Consider the following 20,412-nt stretch of genomic DNA (forward strand, 5'->3'; position numbering starts at 1 on the left):
GCGCCCGGGTCGGGCGCGAGACCTGACATTTTGAGGTTGTTTTGACTGATATCCACGATATTGAATCGTCCGCGCCTGCCGTGCAGGCCGCGCGTGCCGACGATGCGCCGGAGCAGGACGCTCCGGCCGCGGGTGGTGACGAGCGTCCCCGCCGCGGCCTGCGGCGCGGCCCGCGCAGCCTGATCGCGCGTCGCCGCGCGGCAGCCAAGTCGAAGGGCGATGGCGAGTCGCAGGGCGGCGAGGGCGCGGAAGCGCAGCCGGCCGACGCGGCGGAAGCGCAGCCCGCACGCGCGCCGCGCAAGGAAGGTGCGGCCAAGGGTGGCCGCAAGCCGGCCGGCAAGCGCGAAGGCGCAGCCAAGGGTGCCCAGGGCGGGCAAGGCGGCCAGGGGCGACGCGGCGGTTCGGCGAAGGCCGAGGGCGGCGCGGCGAAGGCCGAAGGCGACGCAGCGTCGCAGGACGATCTGTTCGCCTATGTGACGTCGCCGGCATTCGACGCGGACAATTCGGCGGGCGGCAGCGGCGTACGTGCGCCGATGCTGCGTCGCGGCCGCAGCCAGCCGGCGAACAAGCGCGTGCTGTCGCCGGACGACGACGCGCCGAAGCTCCACAAGGTGCTCGCGGAAGCCGGCATGGGTTCGCGCCGCGAAATGGAAGAGCTGATCGTCGCCGGCCGCGTGTCGGTGAACGGTGAGCCCGCGCATATCGGCCAGCGCATCATGCCGACCGACCAGGTCCGCATCAACGGCAAGCCGGTCAAGCGCAAGCTGCCGAACAAGCCGCCGCGCGTGCTGCTGTACCACAAGCCGACCGGCGAGATCGTCAGCCACGCGGACCCGGAAGGTCGTCCGTCGGTGTTCGACCGCCTGCCGCCGATGAAGACGGCGAAATGGCTCGCGGTGGGCCGTCTCGACTTCAACACCGAAGGCCTGCTGATGCTGACGACGTCGGGCGATCTCGCGAACCGCTTCATGCATCCGCGCTACAGCGTCGAGCGCGAGTATGCGGTGCGCGTCGTCGGCGAACTGTCAGAAGGAATGCGGCAGAAACTGCTGCATGGCGTCGAGCTCGATGACGGCCCGGCGAACTTCCTGCGCATCCGCGACGGCGGCGGCGAAGGCACGAACCACTGGTATCACGTTGCGCTGGCCGAAGGCCGCAACCGCGAAGTGCGCCGGATGTTCGAGGCGGCCGGCCTGATGGTGAGCCGCCTGATCCGTACGCGCCACGGTCCGATCCCGCTGCCGCGCGGCCTGAAGCGCGGTCGCTGGGAAGAGCTCGACGAGGCGCAGGTGCGCAAGCTGATGGCGACCGTCGGCCTGAAGGCGCCGTCCGAGGAAAAGGGCAAGCGCGGTGGTGGCGGGCAGGCCGAGCGCCGCCAGCCGGATCCGATGCAGACGTCGATGGGCTTCATCGGCCGTGAGCCGGTGCTGACGACGCATGGTCAGCTCGACCAGCCGCGTCGCGGTGGCGGCCGGCGCGGCGCCCCGGGCCTGCCCGGCCTGAGCGGTTACGGCAGCTTGCCGGTTTCGCCGTCGGGTTATGGCAACCGCTCGGGTGGTGGGCGCGATGTCGACGGCAATCGTGCGTCGTATGGCGCGGGCCCCAAGCGTGAAGGCGCTGGCGGCAAGCGCGGCGGCGGCAAGGGCGGCAACCGCAATCCCAACGGCAATCGCGCCGAAGGCGCCGGCAACGGCGGTGGCGGTGCGCGCGGCGGTCAGCGTCCGCAGCGCAATCGCTCGCGGGGCCGCTGAGCGTTTGTGGCGTCCGGCGGCGTGAAGCCGCCGGTGTGCCGGCGAAACCGGCACGAGTCCGGTTGGGTCGGCACCTCGCCCTGCGTGGTTTGCTTTTGACTGTATATATATCGCGCTGCCGGATTATTCCGCCTGGTCGGACGGTCCGGTTTCGCATTTTGGGTCGGTAAAGGCGGGCTGGACGCGGCTTTTACCGGCTGGCTTGGCGTTTGCGCCAAAAATCGCTATAATCGCGGAGTCGCTGGGCGTACGGATTCAATGTGCGGCTCAGGTGCGACCACCAGTAAGAAGATGGGCGTTCCGCCCATTTTTTTTTGCTGAAACGGTTAGGCATCTCGGGTAGCGCTTCCTGCGCCGGCTAAGGCGCGCGCCCGCGGGTGAATCGCGAGCGGCGGGCGCGAACACCTGAGAGGACACTGTGCAACTGACGGAACTGATAGAAACCACGGTCACCGGGCTCGGCTACGAGCTGGTGGATCTCGAGCGCACCGGGCGCGGCATGCTTTGCATCTATATCGATCAGCCTGCCGGCATCTCGCTCGAAGATTGCGAAAAGGTCACGCGTCAGCTCCAGCACGTCTTGACGGTCGAAAACATCGATTACGAACGGCTCGAAGTCTCGTCCCCGGGGCTCGACCGCCCGTTGAAGAAGCTGGCCGACTTCGAGCGCTTCGCCGGCAGCGAAGTTTCCGTGACCTTGAAAAAGCCGCTGGACGGGCGCAAGACGTACCGGGGCATTCTGCACGCGCCGAATGGCGAAACGATCGGTTTGGAATTTGAGAGGAAGAAGGGCGAGGCAGCCATGCTGGATTTCACGCTGGCCGATATCGACAAAGCCCGCCTGATTCCGCAAGTTGACTTTAGGAGCCGCAAATAATGAGTCGCGAAGTGTTGATGCTGGTGGATGCGCTGGCGCGCGAGAAAAACGTCGACAAGGATGTGGTGCTGGGCGCCCTCGAGGCCGCGCTCGCTTCCGCTTCCAAGAAGCTGTTCGACGAAGGCGCCGAAATCCGCGTCCATATCGATCGCGAAAGCGGCGAGCACGAAACCTTCCGTCGCTGGCTCGTCGTGCCCGACGAGGCAGGCTTGCAGGAGCCGGATCGCGAGATCCTGCTGTTCGAAGCACGTGAGCAGAAGCCCGACGTCGAAGTCGGCGAATTCATCGAGGAGCCGGTGCCGTCGATCGAGTTCGGCCGTATCGGCGCGCAGGCCGCGAAGCAGGTGATCCTGCAGAAGGTGCGCGATGCCGAACGCGAGCAGATTCTGAACGACTACCTCGAGCGCGGCGAAAAGATCATGACGGGCACGGTGAAGCGCCTCGACAAGGGCAACTTCATCGTCGAATCGGGCCGTGTCGAAGCGCTGCTGCGCCGCGACCAGCTGATCCCGAAGGAAAACCTGCGCGTGGGCGACCGCGTGCGTGCCTACATCGCGAAGGTCGACCGCACCGCGCGCGGCCCGCAGATCGAACTCTCGCGCACGGCGCCCGAGTTCCTGATGAAGCTGTTCGAGATGGAAGTGCCGGAAATCGAGCAGGGCCTGCTCGAGATCAAGGCAGCCGCTCGCGATCCGGGCGTGCGCGCGAAGATCGGCGTGATCGCCTACGACAAGCGGATCGATCCGATCGGCACCTGCGTCGGCATCCGCGGCTCCCGCGTGCAGGCCGTGCGCAACGAGCTCGGTGGCGAAAACATCGACATCGTGCTATGGTCCGAGGATCCCGCCCAGTTCGTGATCGGCGCGCTCGCGCCGGCAGCCGTCCAGTCGATCGTCGTCGATGAAGAAAAGCACTCGATGGACGTCGTCGTCGACGAGAACGAGCTGGCTGTCGCGATCGGCCGCAGCGGTCAGAACGTTCGCCTTGCCAGCGAACTGACCGGCTGGCAGATCAACATCATGACGCCGGACGAATCCGCCCTGAAGCAGGGCGAAGAGCGCGACCGACTGCGTTCGCTGTTCATGGCGCGTCTCGACGTCGACGAAGAAGTTGCCGACATCCTGATCGACGAAGGCTTCACGAGCCTCGAAGAGATCGCGTACGTGCCGCTCAACGAAATGCTCGAAATCGAGGCGTTCGACGAGGACACCGTGCACGAACTGCGCAACCGCGCACGCGACGCTCTGTTGACGATGGCGATCGCGAACGAAGAAAAGGTTGAAAATGCAGCGCTGGATTTGAAGGGCCTCGACGGCATCACGCCGGAGTTGCTCGCGAAGCTGGCCGAACACGGCATGCAGACGCGCGACGATGTCGCCGAGCTGGCCGTGGATGAACTGGTCGATATGACCGGGATGGAAGAGGATGCCGCTAAGGCGTTGATCATGAAAGCACGTGAACACTGGTTCCAGTGAGAAATGACCATGGCGCACTGATTTGATGGCGGCCGTATGGCCTGACCCGATGCTAACCGCAAGGAATCGGTCCTTGCACTAAGAGGAATGAATGGCGAGTAACAACGTAGCCCAATTTGCCGCGGAACTGAAAATGCCTGCTGGTGTGCTGCTCGAACAGCTGCAGGCAGCGGGCGTCCAGAAAGCGAGTGAAGACGATGCGCTGTCCGAAGCGGACAAGGCGCGTCTGCTCGATCATTTGCGCAAGTCACACGGCGCAACCGACGGCGACAAGCGCAAGATCACGCTGACCCGCAAGCATACGTCGGAGATCAAGCAATCTGACGCGACGGGCAAGGCTCGCACCATTCAGGTCGAGGTCCGCAAGAAGCGTACGTTCGTCAAGCGCGACGACGTGGCCGAGGGTGCGGAACAGGGTCAGGCGCAGGTCGCCGAAGCGGACGACGATGCGGAACTGAAGCGTCGCGAGGAAGAAGCGCGCCGCGAGGCCGAGCTGCTCGAGAAGCAGGCGCAGGAACTGCGCGAGCGTCAGGAGCGCCTCGAGCGCGAGGAAGCCGAGCGCCGTGCCCGTGAGGAAGCGGCCGAAGCCGAGCGCCGCCGTGCCGAGGAAGAAGCGGCGGCGAAGCGTGCCGCGGCCGAAGCCGCAGCGGCACAGCAGGCGGCTGCCCAGCAGGCCGCCGAGGCTCAGCAGGAAGCAGCCGGTGCGCAGTCCGCGCAGGATGAAGCACGCGCGGCCGCCGAACGTGCGGCCCAGCGCGAAGCGGCGAAGAAGGCCGAGGATGCTGCCCGCGAGGCGGCGGACAAGGCGCGCGCCGAGCAGGAAGAAATCAGCAAGCGTCGCGCGGCGGCAGAAGCCGAAGCACGCGCGATCCGCGAAATGATGAACACGCCGCGCAAGGCCGTGGTCAAGGCAGTCGAGCCGCCGAAGCCGGTGGAACCGCCGAAGCCGGCCGAAGCGAAGGGCACGCTGCACAAGCCGGCAAAGCCGGCGGGCGCAGCTGCGCAAGCACGCCCGGCCGTGAAGAAGCCGGCCGGCGCAGCGCCGGCGGCCACGACGGCACCGGCAGGCGCGGGCGACCGCAACAAGAAGCCGGGCGGCGGCAAGGGCGGCTGGCAGGACGACGCAGCGAAGCGCCGCGGCATCAAGACGCGCGGCGATTCGAGCGGCGGCGTCGACCGCGGCTGGCGCGGCGGCCCGAAGGGTCGCGGCCGTCACCAGGACAGCGCATCGACGTTCCAGGCACCGACCGAACCGATCGTGCGTGAAGTGCACGTGCCGGAAACCATCTCGGTTGCCGATCTCGCGCACAAGATGTCGATCAAGGCCTCCGAAGTCATCAAGGTGATGATGAAGATGGGCCAGATGGTCACGATCAACCAGGTGCTGGACCAGGAAACGGCGATGATCGTCGTCGAGGAACTGGGCCACCGCGCGGTTGCCGCGAAGCTGGACGATCCGGAAGCACTGCTCGTCGAAGGCGAGACCGGTACCGATGCGGAGCAACTGCCGCGTCCGCCGGTCGTCACCGTGATGGGCCACGTCGACCACGGCAAGACCTCGCTGCTCGACCACATCCGCCGCGCGAAGGTTGCAGCGGGCGAAGCGGGCGGCATTACGCAGCACATCGGCGCATACCACGTCGAAACGCCGCGCGGCGTCATCACGTTCCTCGATACGCCGGGTCACGAAGCGTTCACGGCAATGCGTGCACGCGGCGCGAAGGCGACCGACATCGTGGTGCTGGTGGTGGCTGCCGACGACGGCGTGATGCCGCAGACGAAGGAAGCCATCGCGCACGCGAAGGCGGGTGGCGTGCCGATCGTCGTGGCGATCAACAAGATCGACAAGCCGGAAGCGAACCCGGACCGCGTCAAGCAGGAACTGGTCGCGGAAGGCGTCGTGCCGGAAGAATACGGTGGCGATTCGCCGTTCGTGCCGGTGTCGGCCAAGACGGGCGCCGGTATCGACGACCTGCTCGAGAACGTGCTGCTGCAGGCCGAAGTGCTGGAACTGAAGGCACCGGTCGAGGCGCCGGCGAAGGGCATCGTGATCGAAGCGAAGCTGGACAAGGGCAAGGGCCCGGTCGCGACGATCCTGGTGCAGTCGGGTACGCTGAATCGCGGCGACATCGTGCTCGCAGGCACGGCTTACGGCCGCGTGCGTGCGATGCTCGACGAGAACGGCAAGCCGACGAAGGAAGCCGGCCCGTCGATCCCGGTCGAAATCCAGGGTCTGTCGGAAGTGCCGGGTGCAGGCGAGGAAGTGATCGTGCTGCCGGACGAGCGCAAGGCGCGCGAAATCGCGCTGTTCCGTCAGGGCAAGTTCCGCGACGTCAAGCTGGCGAAGCAGCAGGCCGCGAAGCTGGAAAGCATGCTCGAGCAGATGGGCGAAGGCGAAGTGCAGAACCTGCCGCTCATCATCAAGGCGGACGTGCAGGGCTCGCAGGAAGCGCTCGTGCAGTCGCTGCTCAAGCTGTCGACCGACGAAGTGCGCGTGCAGATCGTGCACAGCGCGGTGGGCGGCATCAGCGAGAACGACGTCAACCTGGCAACGGCATCGAAGGCGGTCATCATCGGCTTCAATACGCGTGCGGATGCACAGGCGCGCAAGCTGGCCGAAGCGAACGGTATCGACATCCGCTACTACAACATCATCTACGACGCAGTGGATGAGGTGAAGGCCGCGATGTCGGGCATGCTGGCGCCGGAGAAGCGCGAAGTCGTGACCGGCATGGTCGAGGTGCGCCAGGTGTTCAAGGTGCCGAAGGTCGGTACGGTTGCCGGCTGTATGGTCACCGACGGTATCGTCAAGCGCTCGTCGTCGGTTCGCGTGTTGCGCAACAACGTCGTGATCTTCACGGGCGAACTCGAATCGCTGAAGCGCTTCAAGGACGACGTGAAGGAAGTCAAGCAAGGCTTCGAGTGCGGTATGTCGGTGAAGAACTTCAACGACATCATCGAAGGCGACCAGTTCGAAGTCTTCGAAGTGACCGAAGTCGCACGGACGCTGTAATCGTCGCGTATCGGCTCATGGGGCGGGGCAGGCTTGGGCCTGTCCCGCCCATTTTCATGGTGGCGTGCCAACGGCGCGCCGCTTTATCCTGATAAACGGATCACGGATCGATCATGTCCAGGAAACGTACTTCCCCCAATCGCAACGTTCAGATCGCCGACCAGATTCAGCGCGATCTGTCCGAACTCATCATGCGCGAGGTCAAAGATCCGCGCATCGGTATCGTGACCATCCAGAGCGTCGAGCTCACGCCGGACTACGCGCATGCCAAGGTCTATTTCACGGCGCTCACCGGCGATCCGGACAAGACGCAGGAAGCGCTGAACCACGCGTCGGGCCACCTGCACAACCTGCTGTTCAAGCGCCTGCACATCCATACGGTGCCGACGCTGCACTTCCATTACGACCAGACGATCGAGAAGGCCGTGGAAATGTCGCGCCTGATCAAGGAAGCCAACTCGACGCGCGCGAAGGACGATGACGAAGCCGACGCGCCCGCGAAGGACGATTGAGCGCGCACGCCCCATGACGACTGCAGCTCCCCAGCGTCCACGCGTGCCGCGGCGCGCGCTGGACGGCGTCCTTCTGCTCGACAAGCCGGTCGGCCTGTCGAGCAACGACGCTCTGATTCGCGCGAAGCGCCTGCTTCTCGCGAAGAAAGCCGGCCATACCGGCACGCTCGATCCGCTGGCCTCGGGCCTGTTGCCGCTGTGCTTCGGCGAAGCGACGAAGTTCTCGCAGGACTTGCTGGAAGCGGACAAGACCTACGAAGCGACGATGCGTCTCGGCGTGCGCACGACCACCGGCGACGCGGAAGGCGACGTGCTCGACACGCGCGCCGTCGAATGCGACCGTGCAGCGGTCGAAGCGGCGCTCGCGCGCTTTACCGGCGAGATCGTGCAGGTGCCGCCGATGTATTCGGCGCTCAAGCGCGACGGCAAGCCGCTGTACGAATACGCGCGTGCGGGCCAGACCGTCGAGCGGGAAGGCCGCAACGTGACGATCCATGCGCTCGATCTGCTGGCCTGTGAATTGCCGGACGTGACGTTCCGCGTGACCTGCAGCAAGGGCACGTATGTGCGTACGCTGGCCGAGGATATCGGCGAGGCGCTCGGTTGCGGCGCGCATCTGACGATGCTGCGCCGCACGGGCGTCGGCGCGTTGACGCTAGAGCATGCGGTGACGCTCGACGCGCTGTCCGACGCCGCCGAAGGCGTGCGCGACGCGTGGCTGCAGCCGGTCGACGCGTTGCTGTCGACGTTTCCGCTGGTGCGCCTCGACGAAACGAGCGCGAAGCGATTCCTGCACGGCCAGCGCCTGCCGCTGTCGGCGCTCGATCCGATCGATGCGGCCGAGGGCGGGCGCGTGCGCGTGTACGACGCGCAGCGACTGCTCGGCGTGGCGCGCAAGGCCAACGGCGTGCTCGCCCCCGAACGCCTCGTCGTGACGGCTGCATGATGCGCGGCGCGCAAGCGCCGTCGTCGGAACGAAAAAAACCCGGTCGAAATCGACCGGGTTTTTTGTTGGGCGCGCTCGTTCGAGCGCGGTGCTCAGTGTGCAGCCGACGCCGCCGCACCCGCATCGCCGCCGCCCGCGCGCTCCGGCTTCGTGATCCAGATCAGTCCGATCAGCAGCACGAAGATCGCCGCCGAAATGTAGAACAGATCGTTCACGCCGAGTTGCGCGGCCTGCTGCGTGGCCATGTTGTTGATGAGGCCGTGCGCCTGGTCCTGCGACAGCCCGAGGTTACGCATCTGCGTGACAGCCTGGTTGAATGTCGGGTTGTACGGGTTGGTCTGCTCGACCAGCTGCGCATGGTGGAAGTTGTTTCGATGATCCCACGCGGTCTGGAAGATCGACGTGCCGATGCCGCCGCACATGATCCGCACGAAGTTCGACAGCCCGGACGCCGCGGGAATGCGGTTGCCGGGCAGGCCGGACAGCGTGATCGACACGAGCGGGATGAAGAAGCCCGCCATCGCGATACCCTGCACGAGCGTCGGCAGCGTCAGCGACCATTCGTCGACGCCCGTCGTGTATCGCGAACGCATCCAGAAGCACAGCGCAAACGTCAGGAACGACGCCGTCGAGATGAAGCGCGGATCGGTACGCGGCAAATACTTCCCGGTGAGTGGCGACAACAGGATCGCGAACAACCCGACCGGCGCCATCACGAGGCCGGCGTCGGTCGCGGTGTAGCCGATTTGCGTCTGCAGCCACAGCGGCAACAGCACGAGATTGCCGAAGTACAGGCCGTACCCGATCGACAGTGCGACTGTGCCGCCGGTGAAGTTCCGCATGCGGAACAGCGACAGGTCGACGACCGGGTGCTCGGCGGTCAGCTCCCAGATCACGAAGAACGCGAACGCAATGACAGCGGTCAGCGCAAGCACGATGATGGTCGTCGACGCGAACCAGTCGAGATCCTTGCCCTTGTCGAGCATGATCTGCAGCGAGCCGACCCAGATGACCAGCAGCGCGAGGCCCACGCCGTCGATCGGCGCGCGGCGCACGGCAGACTCCCGATTGCGATAGATCGCCCACGTCGCGGCGGCGGCGGCGATGCCGACCGGGATGTTGACGTAGAAGATCCACGGCCACGAATAGTTGTCCGAGATCCAGCCGCCGAGAATCGGGCCCGCGACGGGCGCGATCAGCGTCGTCATCGCCCATAGTGCGAGCGCCATCGGTGCCTTCGCGCGCGGATAGCTCGACAGCAGGAGCGCTTGCGACAGCGGAATCATCGGGCCCGCGACCGCGCCCTGCAGCACGCGCGAGCCGAGCAGGAACGGCAGGTTCGGCGACAGCCCGCACATCCACGACGAGATGACGAACAGGATGATCGACGCGAGGAACAGGCGGACCTGACCGAAGCGGTCGGTCAGCCAGCCCGTCAGCGGCACGGAGATCGCGTTCGCGACCGCGAACGACGTGATGACCCACGTACCCTGGTCGGACGACACGCCGAGGTCGCCCGAGATGGTCGGGATCGCGACGTTCGCGATGGACGTGTCGAGCACGTTCATGAACACCGCGAGCGATACCGCGATCGTCCCGAGCACGAGTTGCCCGCCCTGCAGCGGCGGGTGGGAGACAGGAGCCTGTGCCATGTCGATAGTTTTCCGGAGTCGGAACCGTTACATCATCTTGGCGGCGGCGTTCGACTTCGCCGCGGCCGGTGCCGGCGCGTTGCCGCCGGCGTTCTCGGCGATGATGCGCGCGATCTCGGCGTCGGCTTCGTCGCCGTACTTCGCGAACACGTTCGTTTCGTAGACCGTGTTCTGCGCGTTGGCGAGCTGGTCGCCGCGTTCGTCCTTGATGTCGACGTCGACCTGCATCGACAGGCCGATGCGCAGCGGATGCTTCTCGAGTTCCTTCGGATCGATCTCGATACGCACCGGCAGGCGCTGCACGACCTTGATCCAGTTGCCCGTCGCGTTCTGCGCCGGCAGCAGCGAGAACGCCGAACCCGTGCCGGCCGAGAAGCCGACGACCTTGCCGTGGTAGACGGCCGACGAGCCGTAGATGTCGGCGGTCAATTCGACCGGCTGGCCGATGCGCATGTGCTTGAGCTGGACTTCCTTGAAGTTCGCGTCGACCCACACCGCGTTCAGCGGCACGACCGACATCAGCGGGTTGCCCGGCGACACGCGCTGGCCGACCTGAACCGAGCGCTTCGCAACATAGCCGGTGACCGGTGCGGGCAGCACGTTACGCGCGTTCGCGAGGTACGCGTCGCGAACCTTCGCTGCCGCGGCCATCACGTTCGGGTGCGACGCGATCGTCGTGTTCGCGGTCAGTGCGCGGTTCGATGCGAGCTGCTGTTGCGCGGCGTCGACCGACGCCTGCGCGGCGCGCACCGCGTCGCGTGCATGGGAGATTTCTTCCTGCGACACGGCGCCCGTCTGCGCGACGGCCATCCGGCGGCGCAGGTCGTCCTGCGCCTTCGACAGGTCGGACTGGCGCAGCGCGACTTGCGCGCGGTACTGGTCGTCGTTGACGAACAGGCCGCGCACCTGGCGCACCGTCTGCGCGAGGTTGGCCTCGGCCTGCTGCAGCGCGACCTGCGAGTCGGCCGGGTCGAGCACGACCAGCGGATCGCCGGCCTTGACCGTCTGCGTATCGTCGGCCTTCACGGCGATCACGGTACCCGTGACCTGCGGCGTGATCTGCACGACGTTGCCGTTCACGTATGCGTCGTCCGTCTCTTCATGGAAGCGCGCGACGAGGAAGTAGTACAGACCGTACGCGACGGCCGCGATCACGATGACCGCGATCAGCAGCGTCATCATCCGTTTGCGCTTCCCGTTGTTCTGCGGCTGTGCGCTGGCGGCGTTTTGTTGAGGGTCGCTCATGGCGATTTTCTCCGTCCGTTATTTCGAGTGTCTGCGTAGTGGTGGCGCCGGATCAGTTGGCGGCCTGTCTTGTCTGCTTGTCGGCGTCGGGCGCGGCGAGCCGCGTGCCGGTCGCGTCGAACCCGCCGCCGAGCGCCTTGATCAGCGCGAGCTGCATGTCGCGCCGGCGCATTTTCAGGTTGGTCACCGTCTGTTCCGATGCGAGGCGGTTGGTGTCCGCGGTCAGCACCTGGAGCTGCGGCGACAGGCCGGCCTTGTAGCGGATCACGGCGAGGTCGTACGCCCGCGTCGACGCATCGAGCGCACGCTGCGCGTCATCCATCTGGCGATCGACCGCACGGATCGACGCGACCTGCGTCGCGACGTCGTTCAGCGCGTTGATCAGCGTCTGGTTGTAGTTCGCGACCGACAGGTCGAAGTCCGCGTAGCGGCCCTTGAGCTGCGCGCGCAACGCACCGGCATCGAAGATCGGCAGGTGGATGGCCGGGCCGAACTGCGCCTGGCGGCTCGCGAAATTCAGGAATTTGCCCCAGCCGAACGCATCGAAGCCGAAGCCGGCCGCGAGGTTCACGTCGGGGAAGAATTCGGCCTTCGCTTCCTTCACATCGTGCATCGCGGCCTCGACCTGCCAGCGCGCGGCGACGATGTCGGGGCGGCGCGACACGAGGTCGGCCGGCAGGTTGCCGGGCAGTGCGACTTCGCCGGTCGGGTTCATCACCGGCGCGGCGATCTGCAATCCGCGGTCCGGCCCCTTGCCGAGCAGCGCGGCGAGCTGGTAGCGCACGGTCGTGATCTGGCCGTCGAGGTCGGACAGCGATGCCTGGGTCGTCGCGATGTTGCCGCGCGCCGTCTGGCGTTCCACGTTGGTGTCGAGACCGGCCGACACGCGGCCGTCGGTGATCCTGCCGACCGTCTGGCGGTTGGCGATCTCGCGCTGCGCGATGTCGCGCAGCGCATACAGTTGGGCGAGCGAGTTGTAGGTGCGGGCCACGGACGACGCGAGCGTGATGCGCGCCTGTTGCATGTCGGCCTCGGCGGCCTTTTCCTGCGACACGGCGGTGTGCAGGCGCTCGCGATTCTTGCCCCACAGGTCGAGATCCCACGACGCGCTCGCGAGGGCGTTGTTCTCGCTGTACCACTGGCCGCCGTACGGGGGCGGGAACAGCGCGTTCGACGAATACAGCTCGCGTGTCCACGAGTAGCTGGCTTCGGCCTTCGGCATCAGGTTCGAGCGCGACGACTCGATGTACGACGACGCCTTCGCGATGCGCGCCTGTGCCTGCGCGATCGACGGGTTGCCCTGGAGCGCCTCGTCGATCAGCTTCGGCAACTGCGGATCGCCGAACTGGTTGGCCCAGTCGAGCGCCGGCCACTGGCCGCCCTGGGCCGGCAGGCTCTGGGCGGTTTCGAATTGCGATGCGGGTGCGATCTGCTTGTCGCTCTTGATGCCGATGTAGTTTGCGCAGCCCGCCAGCGCCAGCGCGGCAACCGCGGCGGCGACGGCGGCGCGGCACGACCCGGCGCGCACGGACAACGGGGAGGATTTCATCGCGCTGTTCCCTGACTCGGAATGAATGATGGACACTGCAAGGATTTCCTTACATTAATCTGTCAAAAGTAATTGTTATGGCAACTATTACGTGATGCTGCCGCCCGCGGTTTCGCAGTAGTTGCTGAGAATGCGGCGCAGCATGCTCTTCAGGAACCCGACTTCTTCCGGCGTAAATCCGTCCAGCAGCTCGTCGAGCACGCTACGGAACACCGGCGGCAAACGCTCGGCAAGCGCGCGGCCTTCATCGGTCAGCTCGAGCCGTACGACCCGCCGATCCTCGATGCTGCGCACGCGGGACAGCAGGCCGCGTTTCTCGACGCGATCGAGCAGGCGCGTGACCGCGCTCGCGTCGATCCCGTATTCCCGCGCGAGTTCGGCGGCCGTCGAGCACTTTCCGACGGCGATCATGAACAGCATGCTCGCCTGCGTGCCCGTAATGCCGAGCTCTTCCTGCGTGCGCTGCGTGACGAGGTTGGTCATCACCGACTTCACACGCGACATCAGATAACCGACGCTGTCGTTCATCTGATACGAGGACAGCGGCGAAACGGGCGGTTGGGAAGGAGAATCCGACATAAAACCCTGAAGCTGCAATAGTTGACTAGGCAGCAGTATAGGCGCTATTTGCTTGCCGCGGCAAATATTAATCGAACCGGCAGGCGGGCGCTGAGTGGCCGGAAATTCCCTTGCGGGCGTCAGGGTCTTCGTTAGCGGGCGGTGTGTCGGCAGGCGAAATCGCCCTCTGCGAAGCGGGGGCGGGGCGCATCATCTTTCGCGTTGCAACACGCGGTCCGGCTCTCGACATTCTCACGTGCTATAATTTGAGGCTTTCCAAGCTGCAACGCGCGCGCACGTGTCCCGGTGACTGACGAGCGTGCGCGTTTGCGCGTTCAACGATTTCCAGGTTTCTATGACCCGCGCCCTTCGCAATATCGCCATCATCGCTCACGTCGACCACGGCAAGACCACGCTCGTCGACCAACTGCTCCGCCAGTCCGGCACCTTCCGCGAGAACCAGCAGATTGCCGAGCGAGTGATGGACTCGAACGACATCGAAAAAGAGCGCGGGATCACGATTCTCGCGAAGAACTGCGCGGTCGAATACGAAGGCACGCACATCAACATCGTCGACACGCCGGGGCACGCGGACTTCGGTGGCGAGGTGGAGCGTGTGCTGTCGATGGTCGACTCGGTGCTGCTGCTCGTCGACGCGGTCGAGGGCCCGATGCCGCAAACGCGCTTCGTCACGAAGAAGGCGCTTGCGCTCGGCCTGAAGCCGATCGTCGTCGTCAACAAGATCGACCGTCCGGGCGCGCGGATCGACTGGGTCATCAACCAGACCTTCGACCTGTTCGACAAGCTCGGCGCGACCGAAGAGCAGCTCGACTTCCCGATCGTCTACGCATCGGGCCTGAACGGCTATGCGTCGCTCGATCCGGCGACCCGCGAAGGCGACATGCGCCCGCTGTTCGAGGCGATCCTCGCGCACGTGCCGGTTCGCCCGGCCGATCCGGAAGCGCCGCTGCAGCTCCAGATCACGTCGCTCGACTACTCGACGTACGTCGGCCGGATCGGCGTCGGCCGCATCACGCGCGGCCGCATCAAGCCGGGCCAGCCGGTCGTGATGCGCTTCGGTCCGGAAGGCGACGTGCTGAACCGCAAGATCAACCAGGTGCTGTCGTTCAAGGGCCTCGAGCGCGTGCAGGTCGAGTCGGCCGAAGCCGGCGACATCGTGCTGATCAACGGTATTGAAGACGTCGGCATTGGCGCGACGATCTGCGCGGTCGACACGCCGGAAGCGCTGCCGATGATCACGGTCGACGAACCGACGCTGACGATGAACTTCCTCGTCAACTCGTCGCCGCTGGCCGGCCGCGAAGGCAAGTTCGTGACGAGCCGCCAGATCCGCGACCGCCTGATGAAGGAACTGAACCACAACGTCGCGCTGCGCGTGAAGGACACGGGCGACGAAACGGTGTTCGAAGTGTCGGGCCGCGGCGAACTGCACCTGACGATTCTCGTCGAGAACATGCGCCGTGAAGGGTACGAGCTGGCCGTGTCGCGTCCGCGCGTCGTGATGCAGGAAATCGACGGTGTGCGCCACGAGCCGTACGAGCTGCTGACGGTCGACGTCGAAGACGAACACCAGGGCGGCGTGATGGAAGAGCTCGGCCGCCGCAAGGGCGAAATGCTCGACATGGCATCGGACGGCCGCGGCCGCACGCGACTGGAATACAAGATCTCGGCACGTGGCCTGATCGGCTTCCAGAGCGAATTCCTGACGCTCACGCGCGGCACGGGCCTGATGAGCCACATCTTCGACTCGTACGCACCGGTCAAGGACGGCTCGGTCTTCGAGCGCCGCAACGGCGTGCTGATTTCGCAAGACGACGGCGCGGCCGTGGCCTACGCACTGTGGAAGCTGCAGGATCGCGGCCGCATGTTCGTGAAGCCGGGCGACGCGCTGTATGAGGGCATGATCATCGGCATCCACAGCCGCGACAACGACCTCGTCGTGAACCCGATCAAGGGCAAGCAACTGACCAACGTGCGTGCGTCGGGTACCGACGAAGCCGTGCGTCTCGTGCCGCCGGTCCAGATGTCGCTCGAATACGCGGTCGAATTCATCGACGACGACGAACTCGTGGAAGTGACGCCGCAGTCGATCCGCCTGCGCAAGCGTTTCCTGAAGGAGCACGAGCGTCGCCGCGCGAGCCGCGAAGGCGCGGTCGACTAAGCATCGGCTGTTCCCGCGCATGACGAAAAAGGCTGCCTTCGGGCGGCCTTTTTTGCATCTGCGCGATGCGCAATCGGGCGGGCTGCAAAACACTGTTCCCGCGGGTCGTGGCAATCCGGCAAAACCCCGTCGCGCGGTGCTTTCGGGCACATTTCGTCGTGAACTTCGGTAACGGTTCTGTGATATGCTGCGCGCACGCAAGTTTTAGGTCCTTCCAAGCAAGACTTGATTCGCAATCCGCTAAACGGTCAGGCCGTGTCGCGGAAGGTTGAGTAACCCGCTATTTCTCGAGAAGCTCGAAGAAAGGTGAGCGTAAAATGTCAGATGTAATGAAGCAGTTTCAGCTGAACTCCTATCTGTTCGGCGGCAATGCTTCGTACGTTGAAGAACTGTACGATGCATACCTCAACAATCCGGCATCGGTGCCGGAGAACTGGCGAGAGTATTTCGACGCGCTGCAGAACGTGCCTGCAACCGACGGCTCGAATGCCAATGACGTCGCTCATTTTCCGATCGTCGAATCGTTTGCCGAGCGTGCGAAGGCCAATGCCTTCATCCCGCGCGAAAGCACCAGCAATCTGGCGACCGCGCGCAAGCAGGTCCACGTCCAGTCCCTCATCAGCGCATATCGCTTCCTCGGCTCGCAATGGGCCAATCTGGATCCGCTGAAGCGTCGCGAACGTCCCGCCATTCCCGAACTCGAACCCGCGTTCTACGACTTCTCCGAAGGCGACCTCGACCAGACGTACAGCGCAAGCAACCTGTATTTCGGCTTCGACCAGGCTTCGCTGCGCGACATCGTCAAGGGCCTGCGTGATACGTATTGCGGCACGATCGGCGCCGAATACATGTACATCAGCGATCCGGAGCAGAAGCGCTGGTGGCAGGAGCGCCTGGAATCGACCCGCGCGACGCCGTCCTTCTCGATCGACAAGAAGAAGCACATCCTGAATCGCCTGACGGCAGCGGAAGGCCTCGAGCGCTATCTGCACACCAAGTACGTCGGCCAGAAGCGCTTCTCGCTCGAAGGCGGCGAAAGCTTCATCGCGGCGATGGACGAAGTCGTCCAGCACGCGGGCAAGCGCGGCGTGCAGGAAATCATCATCGGCATGGCCCACCGCGGCCGTCTGAACGTGCTGGTCAACACGCTGGGCAAGATGCCGGCCGACCTGTTCGCCGAATTCGAAGGCAAGCACGTCGACGACCTGCCGGCCGGTGACGTGAAGTACCACAAGGGCTTCTCGTCGGACGTGTCGACCGAAGGCGGTCCGGTCCACCTGTCGCTCGCGTTCAACCCGTCGCACCTCGAAATCGTGAACCCGGTGGTCGAAGGTTCCGCGAAGGCGCGGATGGACCGTCGCGGCGACGAAGACGGCCTGCAAGTCCTGCCGGTGCAGATCCACGGCGACGCGGCCTTCGCCGGCCAGGGCGTCGTGATGGAAACGCTGAACCTCGCGCAGACGCGCGGTTACGGCACGCACGGCACGCTGCATATCGTCATCAACAACCAGATCGGCTTCACGACGTCGGACCCGCGCGATGCGCGCTCGACGCTGTACTGTACCGACGTGGTCAAGATGATCGAAGCGCCGGTGCTGCACGTGAACGGTGACGATCCGGAAGCCGTCGTGCTCGCGATCCAGATCGCGATCGACTACCGGATGCAGTTCCACAAGGATGTCGTGATCGACATCGTCTGCTTCCGCAAGCTGGGTCACAACGAGCAGGACACGCCGGCGGTCACGCAGCCGCTGATGTACAAGAAGATCGCGCAGCACCCGGGCACCCGTGCGCTGTACGCCGAGAAGCTCGTGCAGCAGGGCGTGATCACCGCGGAAGACGCCGACAACTACGTGAAGGCGTACCGCAAGGCGATGGACGACGGCCACCACACCGTCGATCCGGTCCTGTCGAACTACAAGAGCAAGTACGCGGTCGACTGGGTTCCGTTCCTGAACCGCAAGTGGACGGACGCAGCCGATACGGCCGTGCCGCTCGCCGAACTGAAGCGCCTCGGCGAACGCATCACGACGGTCCCGGAAAACTTCAAGGTCCACCCGCTCGTCGAGCGCGTGATCAACGACCGCCGCAACATGGCGCGTGGCGACCAGCCGCTCGACTGGGGCATGGGCGAACACCTCGCGTTCGCGTCGCTCGTCGCATCGGGCTACTCGGTGCGCCTGACGGGCCAGGACTCGGGCCGCGGCACGTTCACGCACCGTCACGCGGTGCTGCACGACCAGAACCGCGAGCGCTGGAACGACGGCACGTACGTGCCGCTGCAGAACATCGCCGACGGTCAGGCGAAGTTCACGGTGATCGACTCGGTGCTGTCGGAAGAAGCGGTGCTGGGCTTCGAATACGGTTACTCGACCGCCGAGCCGAACACGCTCGTGCTGTGGGAAGCGCAGTTCGGCGACTTCGTCAACGGCGCGCAGGTCGTGATCGACCAGTTCATCTCGTCGGGCGAAGTGAAGTGGGGCCGCGTGTCGGGTCTCACGATGCTGCTGCCGCACGGCTACGAAGGCCAGGGTCCGGAACACTCGTCGACGCGTATCGAGCGTTTCCTGCAACTGTGTGCCGATCACAACATGCAGGTCGTCCAGCCGACGACGCCGGCGCAGATTTTCCACCTGCTGCGTCGCCAGATGATCCGTCTGTTCCGCAAGCCGCTGATCGTCGCCACGCCGAAGTCGCTGCTGCGTCACAAGGAAGCGGTGTCGGACCTGTCGGAACTCGCAAAGGGTTCGTTCCAGCCGGTGCTGGGCGAAACCGACGGCGGCATCGACGCGAAGAAGGTCAAGCGCGTGCTGGCTTGCTCGGGCCGCGTGTACTACGACCTCGTCGCGCATCGCCGCGAAGCGAAGGCGAACGACGTCGCGATCATCCGTATCGAGCAGCTGTATCCGTTCGCGCACAAGCAGTTCGAAGCCGAAATGAAGAAGTACGAGAACGCGACTGAAGTGGTCTGGGTGCAGGACGAGCCGCAGAACCAGGGTCCCTGGTTCTACGTCGAGCACCACCTGAAGGAAGGCATGAAGGAAGGGCAGAAGCTGGCATACAGCGGCCGTCCGGCTTCGGCCTCGCCGGCGGTTGGCTACTACGCGAAGCACTACGAGCAGCAGAAGGCCCTCATCGAAGGTGCATTCGGCCGCCTGAAGAGCGCATCGATCGCGAAATAACCGACGTCAAGCGAAACGGGAAGGCGCACTGCGCTTTCCCGTCTCTTTTGGCCTGCCGGGCGCGTCGCGCGCCGCACCGGCCGAAGGAATCGCACGAACCTCGTCATACCCCAGATTAAGCATCCAGGAAAATCACATGGCTATCGTAGAAGTCAAAGTCCCCCAGCTTTCGGAGTCGGTTTCGGAAGCCACCATGCTGCAGTGGAAGAAGAAGCCGGGCGAAGCAGTCGCGCAGGACGAAATCCTGATCGAACTCGAGACCGACAAGGTCGTGCTCGAAGTGCCGGCACCGGCCGCGGGCGTGCTCGCGCAAGTGCTGCAGAACGACGGTGACACCGTGGTCGCCGACCAGATCATCGCGACGATCGACACCGAAGCGAAGGCAGGTGCTGCCGAAGCAGCGGCAGGCGCCGCCGAAGTGAAGCCGGCAGCAGCGCCCGCTGCAGCCGCACCGGCAGCACAGCCGGCCGTCGCGACCGCGTCGAGCTCGGCCGCCGCATCGCCGGCCGCAGCGAAGCTGCTGGCCGAGAAGGGCCTGTCGGCAGGCGACGTCGCAGGTTCGGGCCGCGACGGCCGTGTCACGAAGGGCGACGCGCTGGCCGCAGGCAGCGCACCGAAGGCTGCTCCGGCCGCCGCACCGGCGAAGGCCGCTGCTGCGAAGCCGGCGCTGCCGGAAGTGAAGGTGCCGGCATCGGCAGCGACGTGGCTGAACGATCGTCCGGAACAGCGCGTGCCGATGTCGCGCCTGCGTGCGCGTATCGCCGAGCGTCTGCTCGAGTCGCAGCAGACCAACGCGATCCTGACGACGTTCAACGAAGTGAACATGGCTCCGGTCATGGAACTGCGCAACAAGTACAAGGACAAGTTCGAGAAGGAACATGGCGTGAAGCTCGGCTTCATGTCGTTCTTCGTGAAGGCGGCCGTGCACGCGCTGAAGAAGTTCCCGCTGGTGAACGCGTCGATCGACGGTAACGACATCGTCTACCACGGCTACTTCGACATCGGTATCGCGGTCGGTTCGCCGCGCGGCCTGGTCGTGCCGATCCTGCGCAACGCGGATCAGCTGAGCCTCGCCGAGATCGAGAAGAAGATCGCCGAATTCGGCCAGAAGGCGAAGGACGGCAAGCTGTCGATCGAGGAAATGACGGGCGGTACGTTCTCGATCTCGAACGGCGGCGTGTTCGGCTCGATGCTGTCGACCCCGATCATCAACCCGCCGCAATCGGCCATCCTCGGCGTGCACGCGACGAAGGAGCGCCCGGTTGTCGAAAACGGCCAGATCGTGATCCGTCCGATCAACTACCTGGCCCTGTCGTACGACCACCGCATCATCGACGGCCGCGAAGCCGTCCTGTCGCTCGTCGCGATGAAGGATGCGCTGGAAGATCCGGCCCGCCTGCTGCTCGACCTGTAAGCCGAGTCTCACTGCATTGACCCGCCCCGCACGCTCGCGCACTTGCGCGAGCGTGC

At 65.2% G+C, this 20,412-nt stretch carries 13 protein-coding genes; 9 read left to right on the plus strand and 4 right to left on the minus strand.

The annotated features are described in order from the left end of the window. The first annotated feature begins 41 nt into the window (after positions 1 to 41). The 6 genes from rluB to truB all read left to right on the plus strand — a co-directional run bounded on the left by rluB (position 42) and on the right by truB (position 8,574). Positions 42 to 1,751, plus strand: coding sequence for a 23S rRNA pseudouridine(2605) synthase RluB (gene rluB, locus NQV17_RS24010; protein ID WP_044846034.1), 1,710 nt, complete (start codon positions 42 to 44; stop codon positions 1,749 to 1,751). A gap of 418 nt (positions 1,752 to 2,169) precedes the next feature. Further along, the gene (gene rimP / locus NQV17_RS24015) at positions 2,170 to 2,628 is read left to right on the plus strand and encodes a ribosome maturation factor RimP (RefSeq protein WP_014897219.1); all 459 of its coding nucleotides are present in this window, start codon (positions 2,170 to 2,172) and stop codon (positions 2,626 to 2,628) included. Beyond that, on the plus strand, positions 2,628 to 4,103 hold the full coding sequence (nusA, locus tag NQV17_RS24020; protein WP_044846033.1) for a transcription termination factor NusA: 1,476 nt from the start codon (positions 2,628 to 2,630) through the stop codon (positions 4,101 to 4,103). The genes rimP and nusA overlap by 1 nt, the downstream gene beginning before the upstream one ends. 91 nt (positions 4,104 to 4,194) lie before the next feature. Further along, entirely contained in the window at positions 4,195 to 7,116 is a 2,922-nt protein-coding gene (gene infB / locus NQV17_RS24025) for a translation initiation factor IF-2 (protein ID WP_257774130.1), read from the plus strand. 113 nt (positions 7,117 to 7,229) lie between these two features. Next, entirely contained in the window at positions 7,230 to 7,628 is a 399-nt protein-coding gene (gene rbfA, locus NQV17_RS24030) for a 30S ribosome-binding factor RbfA (RefSeq protein WP_006495346.1), read from the plus strand. 13 nt (positions 7,629 to 7,641) lie between these two features. Next, positions 7,642 to 8,574: a tRNA pseudouridine(55) synthase TruB gene (truB, locus tag NQV17_RS24035; protein ID WP_257774131.1), complete on the plus strand. Its 933-nt coding sequence runs from the start codon at positions 7,642 to 7,644 to the stop codon at positions 8,572 to 8,574. A 92-nt stretch (positions 8,575 to 8,666) separates the two neighbouring features. On the opposite strand, the gene NQV17_RS24040 is transcribed toward truB, so the two are convergent. The 4 genes from NQV17_RS24040 to NQV17_RS24055 all read right to left on the minus strand — a co-directional run bounded on the left by NQV17_RS24040 (position 8,667) and on the right by NQV17_RS24055 (position 13,599). Next, the gene (locus tag NQV17_RS24040) at positions 8,667 to 10,226 is read right to left on the minus strand and encodes a DHA2 family efflux MFS transporter permease subunit (protein ID WP_257774132.1); all 1,560 of its coding nucleotides are present in this window, start codon (positions 10,224 to 10,226) and stop codon (positions 8,667 to 8,669) included. Between the two features lie 27 nt (positions 10,227 to 10,253). After that, positions 10,254 to 11,471, minus strand: a complete 1,218-nt coding sequence (locus NQV17_RS24045) for an efflux RND transporter periplasmic adaptor subunit (RefSeq protein WP_257774133.1) — start codon at positions 11,469 to 11,471, stop codon at positions 10,254 to 10,256. Positions 11,472 to 11,523: 52 nt separating this feature from the next. Further along, positions 11,524 to 13,020 carry an efflux transporter outer membrane subunit gene (locus NQV17_RS24050; protein ID WP_257774134.1) on the minus strand — a complete coding sequence of 499 codons (1,497 nt, stop codon included), beginning with the start codon at positions 13,018 to 13,020 and terminating at the stop codon, positions 11,524 to 11,526. Between the two features lie 87 nt (positions 13,021 to 13,107). Further along, positions 13,108 to 13,599 (minus strand): MarR family winged helix-turn-helix transcriptional regulator, encoded by a 492-nt coding sequence (locus NQV17_RS24055; RefSeq protein ID WP_014897211.1) that lies wholly within the window; start codon positions 13,597 to 13,599, stop codon positions 13,108 to 13,110. 334 nt (positions 13,600 to 13,933) lie between these two features. On the opposite strand from NQV17_RS24055, the gene typA reads away from it, so the two are divergent. The 3 genes from typA (at position 13,934) to odhB (ending at position 20,356) form a co-directional block, all read left to right on the plus strand. Further along, on the plus strand, positions 13,934 to 15,760 hold the full coding sequence (gene typA / locus NQV17_RS24060; protein ID WP_044846027.1) for a translational GTPase TypA: 1,827 nt from the start codon (positions 13,934 to 13,936) through the stop codon (positions 15,758 to 15,760). A gap of 317 nt (positions 15,761 to 16,077) precedes the next feature. Next, positions 16,078 to 18,942 (plus strand): 2-oxoglutarate dehydrogenase E1 component, encoded by a 2,865-nt coding sequence (locus NQV17_RS24065; protein WP_044846026.1) that lies wholly within the window; start codon positions 16,078 to 16,080, stop codon positions 18,940 to 18,942. A 136-nt stretch (positions 18,943 to 19,078) separates the two neighbouring features. Continuing rightward, a complete protein-coding gene (odhB, locus tag NQV17_RS24070; protein WP_044846025.1) occupies positions 19,079 to 20,356 on the plus strand; it encodes a 2-oxoglutarate dehydrogenase complex dihydrolipoyllysine-residue succinyltransferase in 1,278 nt (425 codons plus the stop codon). Positions 20,357 to 20,412: the final 56 nt, after the last annotated feature.

The sequence above is a fragment of the Burkholderia sp. SCN-KJ genome (genome assembly GCF_024656005.1).
Classification (GTDB): Bacteria; Pseudomonadota; Gammaproteobacteria; order Burkholderiales; family Burkholderiaceae; genus Burkholderia.

Bases quoted from the DNA above. Each gene is read 5' to 3' on its own strand.
- truB (WP_257774131.1), top strand. From the start codon at position 7,642: ATGACGACTGCAGCTCCCCAGCGTCCACGCGTGCCGCGGCGCGCGCTG.
- rbfA (WP_006495346.1), top strand. From the start codon at position 7,230: ATGTCCAGGAAACGTACTTCCCCCAATCGCAACGTTCAGATCGCCGAC.
- NQV17_RS24040 (WP_257774132.1), bottom strand. From the start codon at position 10,226: ATGGCACAGGCTCCTGTCTCCCACCCGCCGCTGCAGGGCGGGCAACTC.
- NQV17_RS24050 (WP_257774134.1), bottom strand. From the start codon at position 13,020: ATGAAATCCTCCCCGTTGTCCGTGCGCGCCGGGTCGTGCCGCGCCGCC.
- NQV17_RS24055 (WP_014897211.1), bottom strand. From the start codon at position 13,599: ATGTCGGATTCTCCTTCCCAACCGCCCGTTTCGCCGCTGTCCTCGTAT.
- infB (WP_257774130.1), top strand. From the start codon at position 4,195: ATGGCGAGTAACAACGTAGCCCAATTTGCCGCGGAACTGAAAATGCCT.
- odhB (WP_044846025.1), top strand. From the start codon at position 19,079: ATGGCTATCGTAGAAGTCAAAGTCCCCCAGCTTTCGGAGTCGGTTTCG.
- NQV17_RS24045 (WP_257774133.1), bottom strand. From the start codon at position 11,471: ATGAGCGACCCTCAACAAAACGCCGCCAGCGCACAGCCGCAGAACAAC.
- typA (WP_044846027.1), top strand. From the start codon at position 13,934: ATGACCCGCGCCCTTCGCAATATCGCCATCATCGCTCACGTCGACCAC.
- nusA (WP_044846033.1), top strand. From the start codon at position 2,628: ATGAGTCGCGAAGTGTTGATGCTGGTGGATGCGCTGGCGCGCGAGAAA.
- NQV17_RS24065 (WP_044846026.1), top strand. From the start codon at position 16,078: ATGTCAGATGTAATGAAGCAGTTTCAGCTGAACTCCTATCTGTTCGGC.